Source organism: Marinobacter sp. AL4B, from assembly GCF_019916045.1.
Classification (GTDB): domain Bacteria; phylum Pseudomonadota; class Gammaproteobacteria; order Pseudomonadales; family Oleiphilaceae; genus Marinobacter.
In genome coordinates this window covers 570,144-584,840 of the sequence record NZ_JAILWZ010000011.1, presented here as the reverse complement: position 1 = coordinate 584,840, position 14,697 = coordinate 570,144, and the positions used below count along the sequence as shown (strand labels likewise).

Annotated in this window: 14 protein-coding genes; 7 read left to right on the top strand and 7 right to left on the bottom strand. The window is 53.8% G+C overall.

Annotated elements, in window-relative coordinates; all coding sequences use genetic code 11:
* Positions 1 to 20: 20 nt before the first annotated feature.
* The 3 genes from tal to K5L82_RS06855 all read right to left on the bottom strand — a co-directional run bounded on the left by tal (position 21) and on the right by K5L82_RS06855 (position 3,432).
* Positions 21 to 986, bottom strand: a complete 966-nt coding sequence (tal, locus tag K5L82_RS06865; protein WP_223133627.1) for a transaldolase — start codon at positions 984 to 986, stop codon at positions 21 to 23.
* A 117-nt stretch (positions 987 to 1,103) separates the two neighbouring features.
* Positions 1,104 to 2,147, bottom strand: a complete 1,044-nt coding sequence (dusA, locus tag K5L82_RS06860) for a tRNA dihydrouridine(20/20a) synthase DusA (RefSeq protein ID WP_223134010.1) — start codon at positions 2,145 to 2,147, stop codon at positions 1,104 to 1,106.
* Between the two features lie 142 nt (positions 2,148 to 2,289).
* Positions 2,290 to 3,432 (bottom strand): cytochrome P450, encoded by a 1,143-nt coding sequence (locus K5L82_RS06855; protein ID WP_223133626.1) that lies wholly within the window; start codon positions 3,430 to 3,432, stop codon positions 2,290 to 2,292.
* Between the two features lie 175 nt (positions 3,433 to 3,607).
* Here K5L82_RS06855 and K5L82_RS06850 point away from each other — a divergent pair, with 175 nt between their 5' ends.
* The 5 genes from K5L82_RS06850 (at position 3,608) to K5L82_RS06830 (ending at position 8,764) form a co-directional block, all read left to right on the top strand.
* Positions 3,608 to 5,791, top strand: a complete 2,184-nt coding sequence (locus K5L82_RS06850) for an EAL domain-containing protein (RefSeq protein ID WP_223133625.1) — start codon at positions 3,608 to 3,610, stop codon at positions 5,789 to 5,791.
* 147 nt (positions 5,792 to 5,938) lie between these two features.
* The gene (locus tag K5L82_RS06845; protein WP_223133624.1) at positions 5,939 to 7,201 is read left to right on the top strand and encodes a YdbH domain-containing protein; all 1,263 of its coding nucleotides are present in this window, start codon (positions 5,939 to 5,941) and stop codon (positions 7,199 to 7,201) included.
* A gap of 38 nt (positions 7,202 to 7,239) precedes the next feature.
* On the top strand, positions 7,240 to 7,413 hold the full coding sequence (locus K5L82_RS06840; protein ID WP_133007574.1) for a YnbE family lipoprotein: 174 nt from the start codon (positions 7,240 to 7,242) through the stop codon (positions 7,411 to 7,413).
* A gap of 42 nt (positions 7,414 to 7,455) precedes the next feature.
* Entirely contained in the window at positions 7,456 to 7,800 is a 345-nt protein-coding gene (locus K5L82_RS06835) for a YdbL family protein (protein ID WP_223133623.1), read from the top strand.
* A gap of 40 nt (positions 7,801 to 7,840) precedes the next feature.
* Complete coding sequence (locus tag K5L82_RS06830; RefSeq protein WP_223133622.1) at positions 7,841 to 8,764, top strand: ROK family protein; 924 nt, start codon at positions 7,841 to 7,843, stop codon at positions 8,762 to 8,764.
* Between the two features lie 117 nt (positions 8,765 to 8,881).
* Here the strand turns inward: K5L82_RS06830 and K5L82_RS06825 are convergent, their stop codons facing one another.
* Both K5L82_RS06825 and K5L82_RS06820 read right to left on the bottom strand, forming a co-directional pair.
* Positions 8,882 to 9,697, bottom strand: coding sequence for a hypothetical protein (locus K5L82_RS06825; RefSeq protein WP_223133621.1), 816 nt, complete (start codon positions 9,695 to 9,697; stop codon positions 8,882 to 8,884).
* Between the two features lie 118 nt (positions 9,698 to 9,815).
* Entirely contained in the window at positions 9,816 to 11,000 is a 1,185-nt protein-coding gene (locus K5L82_RS06820; RefSeq protein ID WP_223133620.1) for a trans-sulfuration enzyme family protein, read from the bottom strand.
* A 109-nt stretch (positions 11,001 to 11,109) separates the two neighbouring features.
* Here K5L82_RS06820 and selD point away from each other — a divergent pair, with 109 nt between their 5' ends.
* The gene (selD, locus tag K5L82_RS06815) at positions 11,110 to 12,147 is read left to right on the top strand and encodes a selenide, water dikinase SelD (RefSeq protein WP_223133619.1); all 1,038 of its coding nucleotides are present in this window, start codon (positions 11,110 to 11,112) and stop codon (positions 12,145 to 12,147) included.
* A gap of 52 nt (positions 12,148 to 12,199) precedes the next feature.
* Here selD and rnk read toward each other — a convergent pair whose 3' ends face one another.
* Positions 12,200 to 12,586: a nucleoside diphosphate kinase regulator gene (rnk, locus tag K5L82_RS06810; RefSeq protein WP_133005911.1), complete on the bottom strand. Its 387-nt coding sequence runs from the start codon at positions 12,584 to 12,586 to the stop codon at positions 12,200 to 12,202.
* Between the two features lie 258 nt (positions 12,587 to 12,844).
* Between rnk and K5L82_RS06805 the strand changes: the two genes are divergently transcribed.
* Entirely contained in the window at positions 12,845 to 13,759 is a 915-nt protein-coding gene (locus K5L82_RS06805; RefSeq protein WP_410505849.1) for an AEC family transporter, read from the top strand.
* Here the strand turns inward: K5L82_RS06805 and K5L82_RS06800 are convergent.
* Complete coding sequence (locus K5L82_RS06800; protein ID WP_223133617.1) at positions 13,748 to 14,647, bottom strand: zinc ABC transporter substrate-binding protein; 900 nt, start codon at positions 14,645 to 14,647, stop codon at positions 13,748 to 13,750. The genes K5L82_RS06805 and K5L82_RS06800 overlap by 12 nt on opposite strands.
* Positions 14,648 to 14,697 lie beyond the last annotated feature (50 nt).

The window sequence follows — 14,697 nt, the reverse complement described above, 5'->3', positions numbered from 1 at the left end:
CCGCAGGCACAAGCTGCAACTTATGCAGCGCTGGCCTGTTGGCGCACCTGGTTTTCCAATTCAATCTGGTCGGCTGAGAATCGGCGAATACCATCGGCCAGCTTCTCGGTCGCCATAGCGTCTTCGTTGGATTCCCAGCGGAACAATTTCTCGTCAACCGGGCCAATGATGTCGCTGCTCGTGGCGGTTTCGGCTTTGAGCTTTTGAGTTAACGGTCCCTTGTCATCCTGAAGTTCTTGCAGCAGTGCAGGGCTGATGGTTAGGCGGTCGCAACCGGCCAACATTTCAATCTCCCCGGCATTTCGGAAACTTGCCCCCATGACCACTGTGTTGAAGCCGTGGGTTTTGTAGTAGTTGTAGATTCTGGTAACGGATTGTACGCCGGGATCTTCGTTCGCCGGGTAGCTATCGCGGCCTGAGTTGGCTAAATGCCAGTCCAGAATTCGGCCGACAAAGGGTGAAATAAGGTGGGCGCCGGCTTGAGCACAGGCAACCGCCTGAACGAATGAGAACAGCAGGGTGAGGTTGCAACGAATACCTTCTTTTTCTAGCTGCTCGGCGGCAAGAATACCTTCCCAGGTTGAGGCAATCTTGATCAGAACCCGGCTGGTATCGACTCCTTGCTGATCGTAAAGCTCGATGATCCGGCGTGCACGCTTGAGCGTAGCGGCGGTATCAAAGGACAGACGAGCATCAACCTCGGTAGATACCACGCCCGGAATCCGTTCCAGAATTTCCTTGCCAGCGAGGACAGCCAGCATGTCGGTTGCCAAGGTTAGCTGTTCGGTAGAAGAACCGCCTTGGCGGTTGGCCATCATAATGGCGTTGTCCAGCATAGGCCGGTACGCATCCGAGGCGGCTGCTTTAAGGAGGAGGGACGGATTGGTGGTTGCGTCTTGCGGCCGCCATTGGGCGATGGCGTCTAGGTCACCGGTGTCGGCAACCACCGTCGTCATGGTTTTCAGTTGGTCTAGCTTGTTCGTCATTCGTGCTGTCGTCCGCGTTGATAGTTGTTATTGAGGTGTTCGGCTCCGGAACACTTTCGTAACCTCTACAATAACGGCAGCTTACAACAGGAACAAGACAACTAAAGGCTGTGGCCGTTAGTTTTCCAAAACCGCTTCTGGCTCTCGCACTTTCGCAAGTGCTTGTTCAACCACTTCGAGTCCCGAGCCTGGCTTGTTGGCATTTTCACTTAAGTGACGCCGGAATTGCCGGCCGCCGGGCATGCCTAAAAACAGACCCATTATGTGGCGGATAATGTGGGTGAGGTAAACGCCACGGTCCAACTCTTTTTGGATGAACGGGAACATCGCACGGAGGGCTTCGTGGCGACTGGCTACCGGCGCTTGTTCACCGAAAAATTCGGGGTCCACTTCGGTCAGCAACCAAGGATTGTGGTAGGCCTCCCGGCCCAGCATGACACCGTCGGTATGGCGAAGGTGATCATGGCATTCGTCGATGGTTTTGATGCCACCGTTAATGATGATTTCCAAGTCCGGATAGGTCTGCTTTAAACGGTACACCCAATCGTACTTCAGCGGGGGGATGTCGCGGTTTTCTTTCGGGCTGAGCCCTTCGAGAATGGCAATGCGGGCGTGGGCAATGAATGTGTTGCAGCCAACGGCAGACACTTTTTCAATAAACTCGCACAGCTCTTCCCAAGATTCACGACCGTTGATGCCAATCCGGTGTTTGACGGTCACCGGCAGACTGGTTGCGGCTTTCATCGCCGCCACACCTTCGGCGACTTTATCCGGGTGCCCCATCAGGCATGCGCCGATCATGTTGTTTTGAACTCTGTCGCTGGGGCAGCCCACGTTCAGGTTTACTTCACTGAAACCATACTCCTCAGCAAGCTTTGCGCACTCTGCCAACTCATCCGGGTTGCTGCCACCCAGCTGCAACGCCAACGGGTATTCAGCCGGATCGTGGCGAAGAAATCGCTGAGTATCTCCGTGAATCAATGCGCCCGTGGTCACCATTTCGGTATACAGAAGTGCGCGGCGACTGAGAATACGCGCCAAATAGCGGAAGTGGGGCGTGGTCCAATCCATCATTGGTGCGATGGAAAAGCGTCGGGATGGCTCCGTTCCGCTCTTCTCACGCTCTTCGGTCAAGTGGTTGGTGTTCTCTGAAGTCGCCATTCTGCTCATGAATTACTCTGTGTCATCATTTTCGGATTCTGGTATTGCGCGCTTCTCCCTTGCTCACAGGTGAAATTCTATCAGGAAACTGGCACTAAGCGTTGGCGAACCGCTTCTAAATTGCGCGCTTGCCCAGCGCCAATCAGGTTATCAGGATGGGCACTCGGCGGTATCCACCGACAGGTGCAACCTCTCGCTCAGGCGTTTCACCGGGTGCAAATCGGATGGACTGCACTGTCTTGAGGATCGATTTCAAAGCAATGCGCAACTCCCAGGTTGCTAGTAGCTGTCCCGGGCAAGTGTGTTTGCCCGCGCCATAAAGCAAGTTTGAGGCGGCGTGGGCCTCAGGGTTAAAGCAGTTATTGTCGAAGACGGCCTCATCGCGGTTGGCGGAAGTCCAGTTCAGCTTAACTTTTTCACCTTTAGGTATCGTCTGGCCTGCAATTTCCACGGGACAGGTTGTGATTCGCCGGTTGGAAACGAAAGGATTATCCAATCGCAAAATTTCGTTGATGATGGCTTCAACTTCGGTGTCAGAGCCTTCGCGTATTCGCGCCACAAGGGCGGGATGTTTCGCAAGATGGGCAATGAGTACTCCGACACACAACGCGATTGAGCCTAAATCACCACCTGTCCAGTTGCGCAAAATGGACACCAACTCTGCTTCGGTCAGGAGGCGACCATTCACTTTTTGTCGGCACAAGTTTGTAGTTAGATCGTCAGGCGCGATACCACCGGCAGATCGTCGTGGCTGTATAACCGAGCGAATAATGTCATCAAACTGCCCGGCAACTTCTGCCATCCAACTGCGATTGCCGGAGCGAGTGGCGGCATGATTGTCCTTCATCCAGTCAAGCAGTCTTGGTTCAAGCTCTGTGGGCCACCCCAGCCAAGCGCACTGAGCTCGAACCGCAAAGACTGCGCCTATGTCGTTGACGGCATCCACCACTTCACCCCGCGGTAAGCTTGCCGCCAGCTGGCTGGCTATCTTTTTGAATACGGGTACAAAGGGTTCCACCGCGCCTTGGCTAAGGTAGTGTTCAACAATCGTTCGGTAAAGCGTGTGCTCTTGCCCGTCTAGGCCATTCGGAATTTGCAAGAAGTGGGAGACTTGGCTGGAGAAATGCTCTTGGTCTAGGGCGGCGGCTAAAACGTCGGCGTGTCTTAATAGCACCCACTCTCCGTTAGTATTTCGTACGACAGGATGTTTTGGGCGTAAGTGGTCCGTGTAAGCCCTTAAATCTCGCCCCGCTGCGGACAAGCCATCCGGCATGTGGTCGGTCATGTTGACTCCTTTTCCAGCAAAGAGTTGCTCTGGCTAGCATAACGGGAATTAAGCAAATCTAAATTGCGAAAGCGCAAGTCTGCATAAGGTTTCTATGGTTGGCTGTTAATTGGCTGCTAATCTTCTAAAATCAATGGTAGCTTCAAGTAATCATGATTCTCTTTAAGGCATAAGAATGAATCACATCCTTGCCGAGTTGGCGGATCAACAAAAAATTCAAGACATGATCGCCAGTCATGAACCTTTCATGGCTATTTTGGCGGAGGTCACAAAAATGGTGGCGCGGGAAATGCCCGACGCTACCGTGACGTTTATGCTATATGACCCGACCGACGACACGATCAGCCTGGTAGCCGGGGAGGGCCTTTCCGAGGCCTATCGGAGAGGCATGCAGCGCGTGAAAATCGGACCTTCCGTAGCCTCGTGCGGAAGAGCGGCTTACGCTCAACAAGTGGTTATTACCCGGGACATCTCGGATGACCCTAATTGGGTTAACTATCGGGAAAGCGCCTTGCAGGAAAACCTGAGAGCTTGTTGGTCTATCCCTGTGAAGATGACGAACGATATCCTGTTAGGCACGTTTTCCACCTACCACCCAGTACCCTGTACACCGACAGACGATCAATTGGTGTTGATCATGAGAGCGGCAGGGTTATTGGCGTTTGCTCTGGCCCGAACGCAAGATCAGCGGGCGCTCCGTATCCAGTCCCAGCGCTATCAGTCTTTGTTCAATTACCATCCGGATGCCGTTTTCGAGCTAGATTTGAGTGGCCGTTTCGTGGCGGCTAACCGAGGTTCTGAAAGCATCGCCGGGTTTTCAGAAGAGCATATTCTTGGCTTGCACTTCAATGAATTCCTCAAAGCCGAGGACCACGATACGGCTCATCAGGCGTTTGATCAGGCGCGCAAGGGCATCCCTCAATATTATGAAGTGGGTGCTTATAACATCCGTGGCGACGAGTATTTGATCGAAGTGACAAACCTTCCGATCATCGTAGACAACGAAGTTGTCGGTGTGTACGGCATTGCCAAAGACATCACCAGCCAACGGGAAAGTGAGCTAAAGCTGCATTTTCAGCGCACTCACGATCTGCTCACGGGATTGCCCAATCGCGTAGGTTTCGAATCTCGGCTTAGCGAGGATCTTTCGTTGGCCAAAGGGCATGTGGCGGTTTTCTTGATCAATCTAGATGGCTTTGCCTCCATCAACGATGGTTTGGGCCATGCAGTAGGGGATCACCTGCTGCAGGCAGTAGCCAACAGGTTGGCAGATGAGTTAGAGCCCGGAGATTTTCTTGCGCGATTCGCCGGTGATGAATTTGGTGTCTTGTTGACCGAGCGAAGTCGCGTAGAACAAGCGCTTCCTTTGGTGGAAAGCTTGTTAAGCCTATTGGCCAAGCCGTTTGTAATTGATGAACATGTTCTGCATGTCAGCGCCAGCATTGGCGTGGCCCTTGGGCAGGCATTCTCCAAAAATGCCAGTGAACTCATTCAGCATGCTCATTTGGCGGTGCGCGAAGCCAAGGCCCAGGGGCGCAATACTTGGGAGTGGTATATTGGCGATGTTGATTCTACGGTACGCGAACACATCGAACTCAGACGGGAGCTGCTTGAGGCGGTAGAGCATGACCAGTTGGTGCTTTATTACCAGCCGTTAGTGGATGCGGTTTCCGGAGAAATAACATCTTTAGAAGCGCTTGTGCGCTGGCGGCACCCGGAACGGGGCATGATACCACCCGGGGATTTTATACCTTTGGCTGAGAGTACAGGGCAAATCATTGATCTTGACCGCTGGGTACTCTGGCGCGCGTGCCAAGATCTGGAGAGCATCAATGCAGGCCGAAAAGAACCGCTTACCGTTGCGGTTAACATTTCGCCGGTGCATTTTCGGCGCAACGGATTCTTTGATGAAGTAAAGCAAGCGCTTGATGAAAGCGGCCTGAACCCCGAGAAGCTGGAGCTGGAAGTTACCGAAGGGTTGATGATGGCGGGCTCTGAGAAAGCGATAGAGCTGCTTCAAAATATCCGAAACCTTGGCGTTAGAGTGGCTATAGACGATTTCGGAACCGGCTTTTCAAGCCTGAGCTATTTGCGACAGTTGCCTATCAGCAAAATCAAGATAGATCGGAGCTTCGTTCTGGACATCGATAGTGGCCGAGAGAATGCGGCGATTGTGGAAGGCATTATCACCATGGCTCACCATCTTGGCTTGGAAGTGGTGGCAGAAGGTATTGAAACCGAACGGCAACGCAACGATCTTGTAAACCGCCGCTGTGACATACTGCAAGGCTTCTATTTTTCCAGACCGGTGCCTTTGGCAGAACTTCTTAAATTGCCTCAACAATTGCCGGAAGCTTAAATGCCTTCACGCAGGGCCAGCGTGTGCAGAGCATCATTCTGCCCGCCATGGACTCGCGGGTCTTCTCTTGCCCTTTTGATAGCAGCATTAGTGCTGCCTCTTCGCGCTTTCGCCTTCGACTGGTCCTTTATTCTAGAGCAGGGAGCAATGGACCTAACGTTGCCGGATACCCGGTCGGGGGATTGGCTAATGACGGGTATTCACGCAAACCTGGCAGACGTGAATCTCGCCGTAAATTTCTCTGGCACCGGTTCTTTGGCGGAGCGAAGCACCGTTTCCGGGAATGTCCGTATTCGTGTGGCGAAGCTCAAACACCCACAACTTAAAGCGCAGGGCTGGCAGTTTAAGGGCAAGGTAAATGGCACCTTGGCGGACCTGAACCTTGAAGGCGAAGTGCGCGCAGACTCCGGTCTGGTCGCAAACGTTGTGATAAGAAACGTAACTGGGGAATTCCAGGCCGGGCGGATCGGTTTAAGCCTGAGTGGAGAGCGCATTCAAAACGTACTGACAGCCACCCTTGTGGACTGGCCCGAACTTTTGGACGTGTCCAGCGGTGAGGTCAACGCCATTACGACTGTGCGTATGGAGCCCGATAACCCGCTGACTTTAAATAGCCGCTTTGAGTTGGAGAGTGTTAATGGGCTGGTTGGCACCACGGCGGTTACTGACCTGAGTGGGCAACTGTGGATCAGCGTAGAGGACAACGAACTAACGGCCCGCACCAGCGACCTAGCTATCGCCAACATCAACTCTGGTATCGGTATCGGTCCTCTCCGTGGAATGGCCGACTACCAAGCGCCGTTGGGCGGCTTAACCGCAGGCGTTCTGAATATTCAGCAGGCTAACGCCGACTTTTTGGGTGGTCGCTTGCGTATAGCTCCCCGCAGCATCGACTTGTCCTCCGACCCTTGGCTGCTGCCTATTGATGTGTATGACATTTCACTGGCCAAATTACTGGAGCTGTATCCAGCTGAAGGCCTGTCGGGTACTGGGAGCCTGACGGGCCGCATTCCGGTGTTGGTTGGCGGCGCAGGAGCCGAAGTGGATGAGGGACGAATGGCTGCGGAGCCTCCGGGAGGCAAGATACGCCTACCCGCTGAGCGCCTGAAAGCAATGCTGGGCAGCAGACCAGAAATGGAGCCCGTGGTGGAAGCTTTGCAAAACTTTCACTATAAGGTGCTCAACAGCACGATAGACTACGATACTGATGGGAAGTTGATACTTGACCTCAGGCTGGAAGGCCAAAAAGCAAGTGAGCGCAGAGAACAGCCCATCGTGCTCAACCTCAATCTAGAAGAGGATATCCCCGCCCTGTTGACCAGCCTGCAGCTGAGTGGCCGGGTGAATGAAGCTGTAACGGAACGCGTTCGAGAGCGACTGAAGCAAACCAAACAGGAGGCAGCACCATGATCAATGTATCGCGGCTGCGCCGGCCGTTGGCGACCACCATGCTATGGGCAGCGATGTTACCCATAGGGTTAATCGCCTGTACGCCAACGGTGCAAATGGCCGCACCCAAAGAACCGATTACCGTCAACCTGAACGTTAAGATTCAGCACGAAATTTATGTGAAAGTGGATAAAGACGTGGATGAACTGTTCAGCGACAAAGGCCTTTTCTGAAGAGAATTGGGTAATTTCGACAGCTGAGCAAGGAGGTTAACGATGAGAAAATTAACACAACTGAGCGCCGTGTTATTGACTATGGTTCTCACTATTCCAGCGTTCGCCATGGGCTTGGATGACGCTAAAGATAAGTTGGACTCTGCAAAGCGCCAAGGCTTGGTGGGTGAAACTCCAACCGGTTATCTGGACGTTGTGCACGCAGCAGGCGATGCTCGAGACGTGGTTGAAACCATTAACGAAGCCCGCCGCAATGAATACACCCGCATTGCCGAAAAACACGCGATCCCGGTTACCCAAGTGGAAACCGTCGCTGGGAAGAAAGCGATAGAAAAGACTCCCAGTGGCCAATTTGTGCTGATTGAGGGGCAGTGGGTAAAGAAATAGAATCTCCTTTTCGGGACATCAGGTTTGGAAGGTGGGTGTCATGCACAGCGAGTGGCTGATGGGTATCGACTTGGGTGGCACCAAAACCGAAGTCATCCTGATGGATCGGCAAAGCAACGAACACTTCCGGAAGCGAGTGCCAACGCCAGCCCGGGATTATCGCGCCACCCTGGAAACCATTCGCTCGCTGGTGCTGGCAGCCGAATCAAAGGCCGGTGTGAGCGGTTTGCCTTTGGGCATTGGCATCCCCGGAAGCATTTCCGGTATCACGGGCAATGTAAAAAACGGCAACTCCACCTGGCTCAACGGCCAGCCGATGAAAGACGACTTGAGCAGCCTGTTGGCACGGCCGGTAACCGTCACTAATGACGCCAACTGCCTGGCACTTTCTGAGGCAACCGATGGGGCTGGCAAAGGCCATAACGTCGTCTTTGCGGCCATACTGGGCACTGGATGCGGTGCCGGAGTTAGCATTAATGGCCGAATACTCACAGGCCCTAACGGCGTGGCGGGAGAGTGGGGCCACAACCCCTTAGCGTGGACCCCGCAAACCGAGTTGGACCAGCGCCCGTGTTTCTGCGGCCGTTATGGCTGTAACGAAACCTTCTTATCTGGCACCGGATTATCACTGACTCACCGACTCCGGCACGGCCAGAACCTACCCGCGAAAACCATCACCGAGAATGCCCGCGATGGCGACAAAGCAGCGTCTGCAACACTCAACCGCTACCTTGATCACTTAACCTGTGGCTTGGCGGCTGTTATCAACGTGTTAGACCCCGACATCATCGTACTGGGCGGCGGCATGAGTAATGCCGAGCAAATCTACCAAGAGTTGACGCTAAGGCTACCGAACTACGTGTTTGGTGGCGAATGCGGCACGCCCGTTGTGCGCGCAGTGCACGGGGATTCTAGTGGGGTGCGCGGGGCGGCTTGGTTGGGGAAGCTTGTTGGGTCAACTTAGCTTGGGTAAGCGATGTCAGAATCCAAGCGTAATAGCTCTTGATGGGGAGCATGGACGCTTCTCTCAGTCAGCTTGATAGGCTGTTTTGGATAAGACAGGATGGGCTGATCAGCAGGGCTATAAAAAGTATAGCAGGCGTTTTAGCAGTGACGGTGAGTTGTCCGGTTCGGAGTCGGAGCTTTCAGTTGAATATTCTTTACTGTCCCACTTTTTTTGTTTCTTGCGGAACCTGCTGAGTATTTTGGTTTTTATGCCTTCTTTTTCAAGATCAGCCAGTATGGCGGGTAAGGCTTTGGCTAATTCCTCATGACGGCGGTTCAGGTAATGAAACAGTGTAAACGTGGCGACAGGCTCCGGAAGTATTTCGAATTCTTGCCAGCTGTCTAGTGCAAGCGGGCCAAAACCTTCAATGTCGGCTACGAAGGCTGTGTCTACACGGCCAGATTCTAGTAGTGCGCGGGCTTGTTCGTAGGTGTTGGCTTGCACAGGCTGCAGGCCCATCGCTTTGGCTGTTTGTTCGGCAATGATGATACCCAGCCGGATTGCGGCAGTTTTGGGTTTTGCGGATGGGGCGCTTAGTAGATTGCCTTCACCGGGCCGAACTACGGCATGTAATTTACCTTTCAGTAATGGGTAGTCTACGCGAACAAGATTCGGGTAGTCGAAGGCGGCTTGTTCAATGCGAAACAAATCACCATCCAACATTCCTGTGTTTGCCATCATCAGGGCGCGGCGAGGCGGCGTCTGGAGTGTTTTCATGCCAACGCCTAAACGTTGGTAGGCTTTCTGCAGAAATTCGGTGGTCGCAGCAGTGATAGCCACATCAATAATAGCAGCGATTTTGAGCTCTTTCTGAGATTCAGTCGCTTGGCTGGGCGTCGTGACGCACAGGATTATCAGCATCCAGGCACTGAGGTATTTCCTTCCGTGCATCATGGTTCCCCTCGGATCCTGTGAAGGGTCTACTTTACTGGGTTGCGTGGGTGAGCAATTAGGTAACTTATAATGTAGTGCGACTTTTGGTTGATTGAAAGGCAGTCGCACTAAATTTTCAGCCCAACGCTTGTGTCAGATCCTCTATCAGATCTGCAGCATCTTCCAGGCCAACCGACAGACGCAGCATGCCGTCGCCGATCCCACGTTTCAGACGTTCCTCTCGGCTGATGCCGTGATGGCTCGTGGCGCTGGGCTGGCTGACGAGGCTCTCAACGCCGCCTAGGCTGGTGGCCAGTAGAAACACTTTGAGGCTGTCTGCAACCAGCGCTGCCGCTTCTTGGCCGCCTTCCACTTCAATGCTGAGCATGCCGCCAAAACCGCTCATCTGTTTGCTGGCCAGGTTGTGGCCTTCAAACGATGGCAGCCCAGGGTAGAGCACGTTGATAACTTTGGGGTGGGCTTCCATGGCTTGGGCCACGGCCATCGCATTTTCATTGTGCTGGCGGATTCTGACGGGCAGCGTGCGAAGGCTTCGTGAGAGCAGGGCGGCCGTTTCTGGGGCAATGAGCTGTCCCAGATTTTTGCGCCAGGCGGCTACTGGTTTGGCAAGCTCAGCAGAGGTCATCAGTGCCCCGGCCGTAATGTCGCTGTGCCCGCCCAGATACTTGCTGGCGCTGTGCAGTGTCAGGTCGGCACCCAATTCCAAAGGCTTTTGATTAATGGGGCAGGCAAAGGTGTTGTCTACAGCAACCAGCGCTCCAAGCTCGTGAGCGGTTTCGGCGATGGCGCGAATATCCAGAATGGCCATGTTGGGGTTTGCTGGCGTTTCGAAGTACACCAGTTTGCCGGGTTGCTTCAGGTGATCGGCCAGCTGGTGTTGTTCTTCTCGAAACAAGAAGGTAACCGGAATGCCGAGTTCTTGGCACTGGTCGAGCAGGAAAGCCTGGGTGCCGCCGTATAGGTCACCGACACAAACAATGCCGTTGCGGCCGTGGGCGAGCAATGTTGCGGAGATCGCTGCCATGCCAGAGGCAAACGCGAGCGCGGCTTCAGCCAGCTCCAAATCGGCTAATCCTTGTTCCAGCTCCTGAATGCTGGGGTTGGTGCCCCATCGAGTGTATAGGTAGCCTTCGCGTCGACCTTCGATCATGTCGAGCAGAGAGGCGGTATTCTCGAAACGGTAAGTGGTGGTGTTGTAAATTGGGGAGTAGGGGCTACCAAAGGTGTCCTGATGACGCCGGTTATGAATGATGCGAGTGGCGGAGCCTTGCTGATCTGGCTTGCTGGCTGGATTACTCATTGACGTTCCTGTGTGGTGGCTGCAAAGTGTGCTGATCTGTAAATTGGTTGAATCTGGGTATACTAGCAAAAAACCAAGCTCACTCCGTAACGTATAGAAGGAAGAAACCTTGTCTATCAAATTGACCGAGTTCAGCCACGGTGCTGGCTGTGGCTGCAAGATTGCTCCAGACGTTCTTGATCGAATTCTTCACACGGATATGCCGGACTTTCATGACCCGAAATTGTTGGTAGGTAACGATAGCCGGGACGATGCGGCGGTTGCAGATATCGGCAACGGTGTGGGCGTTATCAGTACCACAGATTTCTTTATGCCGGTGGTAGACGACCCGTTCGATTTCGGGCGAATTGCCGCGGCAAACGCGATCAGCGATGTGTATGCCATGGGCGGTAAGCCAGTGATGGCGATTGCGATTCTGGGTTGGCCGGTAAACGAGCTGGAGCCCGAAGTTGCTGCCAAGGTGATTGATGGCGGTCGTGCAGTGTGTGCTGAGGCGGGCATTGCGTTGGCGGGTGGACACAGTATTGATTCCCCGGAGCCAATCTTTGGGTTGGCGGTTACCGGTACCGTGAGTGTCGATCGTATTATTCGTAACGATACAGCCAAAGCGGGCGACCTTCTGTACCTGACCAAGCCGTTAGGCGTAGGTATTCTGACCAGCGCTTCGAAGAAGGGGAAGGTCTCGCCGGACGATTTGGCGGTTGCGGTCGAGAATATGTCGACGCTGAATAAAGTGGGTGAGGTGTTCTCTCAGATCGAAGGTGTGAGCGCGATGACCGATGTCACCGGTTTCGGGCTGGCGGGTCACTTGCTGGAGATTTGCCGCGGTAGTGGTGTAAAGGCCACGGTTAGCCGTAAGGCCATCCCGACATTGCCTAATTTGCAGCCCTATATTGATGCAGATTGCATTCCCGGTGGCACGCACCGTAATGCGGCGGCTTTCGGTAATGCCATTTCAGGTATGACCGAGGCGGATAAATTGCTGTTCTGTGATCCGCAAACCAGTGGCGGATTGATGGTGAGCGTGGCGGAAAATCGTCGTGAAGCGTTTGAAGCTGCAGCGCGGGCGCAAGGATTGGAACTGCAGCCGTTAGGGCGTTTGGACGCGGCAGGTTCCGAAGAGAGCCTGGTGTTCATCGAAGACTGAAGCAGGGTGTAAAGAAGCCGCGCAGAGTTTTCCCCTCGCGCGGCTTCTTTGATTAGGCGTTTCGAGTAACGCTGACCACTTTCAGGTGGATCGGCTTGCGGCCAGCCATGGGCCACTCGATGCTGTCGCCAATGCTTAGGCCCAGCATGGCCGCCCCAGCGGGGGCCAAAATGGACACTTTGTGAGCGCTGTCGCCCACTTCGTGCGGGTACACCAGCATCATTTCGTGTTCTTTGTTGGCGTCTTCGTCCACAAACTGGATGATCGAGTTCATGGTCACTACGCCTTCCGGCATTTCGTTCAGCGGCTTTAGGTCAGCGCGGCTGAGTTCATCTTCAAGGCCGTCAGCCACTTCGGACTTTCCTGCTACACGTTCAAGCAAAGTGCTCAAGCGGTTGTAATCTTCTTCTGCAACTACGATTGAAGGTAATTCAGCCATAGGAATCTCCTGAAAAAATTCTAAATAATAAGTGTGGTTTAAGCGCTGAATCCGAAAGAGGGGGAGAGTGGATTCAGCGGAATCAGAGGCGTATAACAGCCCTGCCGGTGTTCTCGAAAGAAGACCGCAGCGCGATATTGGGTGTATGAATGCCGTAAATCGGGGTGTTCACGTTGTTCACATTACGCCGTTTTGGAAAGCAATACCCTGAATCTAACTCCAGGGGAGCAAAATGGCAACGGTTATAAGGTTTATAGCATGCAGGTAGTCGTTCAGGCGCTGGTGCCGGTGTTTGTTTTGATCATGTTGGGGCACGTTCTCAGGCGGATTAATTTCCCCGGTGGTGATTTCTGGCCGCAGGCCGAACGCTTCACCTACTACATCTTGTTCCCGGCCATGCTGGTGTTTAAATTGGGGCAGGCGCGGCTTCCGGTATCGGCCTATGCCGATACCGCATTGTTGATTATCTTCATGTTGGCGGCCATGACGTTGGCGCTGGCGCTTGTTCAGTTGTTCTGGCGATGGAGTGGGCCGGTGTTTTCGTCGGTCTATCAGGGGGCGATTCGATTCAACTCCTATGTTGGATTGGCCGCTGGCGGGATGCTGCTAGGCGATGACGGTTTATCGCTGACAGCCATCGCGGTTGCCATTATGGTGCCGATGCTGAACTTACTATGTATTTTGATGTTTTCTCTGGTAGCCGGCCAGGACAAGGTGAGTTTGAAGCAGGTCTCGCGTGCAATTGTCACCAATCCACTGATCGTGGGTTCGGTGTTGGGGGTTTTGTGGAGCTTCTTTGAAATTGGTTTTCATCCACTGCTGGCGGGTACGCTGGAGCCGCTAAGTAATTTGGCTTTGCCTATGGGCTTGATGACGGTGGGGGCCGGTTTGCAGCTGAGTGCGTTGCGCGGTGCGTCTGCTCCTTTCTTGGTGTCATCTGCGTTGAAGTTGCTTGCGTTTCCGATGATGGCGGTTGGTTTGGCTTGGATGCTCGGGTTGAACGGGTTGCTGGTGCAGGTAGCAGTGCTGCTTGCGACTTTGCCAACGGCCACTTCCGCTTATATTCTGGCCCGCCAACTGGGTGGTGACGCGCCTCTGATGGCAGGGATTATCAGCGGGCAGACCTTGTTGGCGATGGTGTCTATCCCGCTGATGCTTAGCTTACTTTGGTAAGCATTCGAGTACCGCATCGGCAATGGATTGCTGAAACTCGAGATAGCCATTGGCGGTTGAGGCAATGTCAGTTGCCAGCGGGTCCCAGGTGCTAACCGTCACGTTCAGGCCTTCAGTGATAGAGCGCCACCATTGGCGGTTGAACTGAGGCTCTGTCAATAGGCAAGGCTGATTGGCTGCACGCAGTTTATTTTGCACCTCTGCAATGTGTCGGGCACCGGGCGACAGTTCGGGGTTGAGGGTGAGCACGCCGGCCAATTCCAGTTCATAGTGTTCGGCAAACCGCTCCAACGCGCTGTGGTAGGCGAAAAGGCTGGTGCCATCGAGCTGGCTCAAACTTGCTTTGATACCCCGTTCTGTCGCGCCTAGGCTTTGCTCAAACTGTTCCAGATTAGCATCAAGGTCAACGGTGTTGATGTTGTCGAGAGTGCTGAGTTTGGCGTGAATGGTTTTGGCCATCTCAAGTGCCATGCCTGGATCGACCCATAAATGCGGGTCTTCACCTTCACCGTGATCATGATGATGGTGTTCGTGTTCGTGTTCGTGGTGAGCTTCCGGTTCTTCTGAGGTGGCTTCAGTGAATGCCACCACTTTGCCTGCGAACTCTTTGCCACCAAGCAGACGGTTGAGGAAAGTTTCCATCTCTGGCCCTACCCAGAAAATCGCATCGGCCTGCTCCAGTGCCCGGCGTTGCGAGGGTTTCATGCTGTAATTATGCGGGCTGGACCCCGGCGGCACGATGGTGGATACGTTCGTGTTGTCACCCGCAACCGCTTTAACAATGAGCTCAATTGGTTTGATGGAAGCGACGATGTTGGTGGCGAATGCGGGCGAGGCTGCAATTAGGGTGGTTAGGCCCAGAGCAAGGCTGGTTTCGGTGAATTTCATGGTGGGATCCTGCAATATGTTTGATACGTTATAATATAACACCTGGCAGG

Excerpts from the sequence above, each read along its gene's own strand:
- K5L82_RS06845 (WP_223133624.1), top strand. The coding sequence starts at position 5,939 with ATGGACCTAACGTTGCCGGATACCCGGTCGGGGGATTGGCTAATGACG.
- tal (WP_223133627.1), bottom strand. The coding sequence starts at position 986 with ATGACGAACAAGCTAGACCAACTGAAAACCATGACGACGGTGGTTGCC.
- K5L82_RS06800 (WP_223133617.1), bottom strand. The coding sequence starts at position 14,647 with ATGAAATTCACCGAAACCAGCCTTGCTCTGGGCCTAACCACCCTAATT.
- K5L82_RS06850 (WP_223133625.1), top strand. The coding sequence starts at position 3,608 with ATGAATCACATCCTTGCCGAGTTGGCGGATCAACAAAAAATTCAAGAC.
- rnk (WP_133005911.1), bottom strand. The coding sequence starts at position 12,586 with ATGGCTGAATTACCTTCAATCGTAGTTGCAGAAGAAGATTACAACCGC.
- dusA (WP_223134010.1), bottom strand. The coding sequence starts at position 2,147 with ATGGCGACTTCAGAGAACACCAACCACTTGACCGAAGAGCGTGAGAAG.
- K5L82_RS06855 (WP_223133626.1), bottom strand. The coding sequence starts at position 3,432 with ATGACCGACCACATGCCGGATGGCTTGTCCGCAGCGGGGCGAGATTTA.
- K5L82_RS06805 (WP_410505849.1), top strand. The coding sequence starts at position 12,845 with ATGCAGGTAGTCGTTCAGGCGCTGGTGCCGGTGTTTGTTTTGATCATG.
- K5L82_RS06820 (WP_223133620.1), bottom strand. The coding sequence starts at position 11,000 with ATGAGTAATCCAGCCAGCAAGCCAGATCAGCAAGGCTCCGCCACTCGC.
- K5L82_RS06835 (WP_223133623.1), top strand. The coding sequence starts at position 7,456 with ATGAGAAAATTAACACAACTGAGCGCCGTGTTATTGACTATGGTTCTC.
- K5L82_RS06825 (WP_223133621.1), bottom strand. The coding sequence starts at position 9,697 with ATGCACGGAAGGAAATACCTCAGTGCCTGGATGCTGATAATCCTGTGC.
- K5L82_RS06830 (WP_223133622.1), top strand. The coding sequence starts at position 7,841 with ATGCACAGCGAGTGGCTGATGGGTATCGACTTGGGTGGCACCAAAACC.
- K5L82_RS06840 (WP_133007574.1), top strand. The coding sequence starts at position 7,240 with ATGCTATGGGCAGCGATGTTACCCATAGGGTTAATCGCCTGTACGCCA.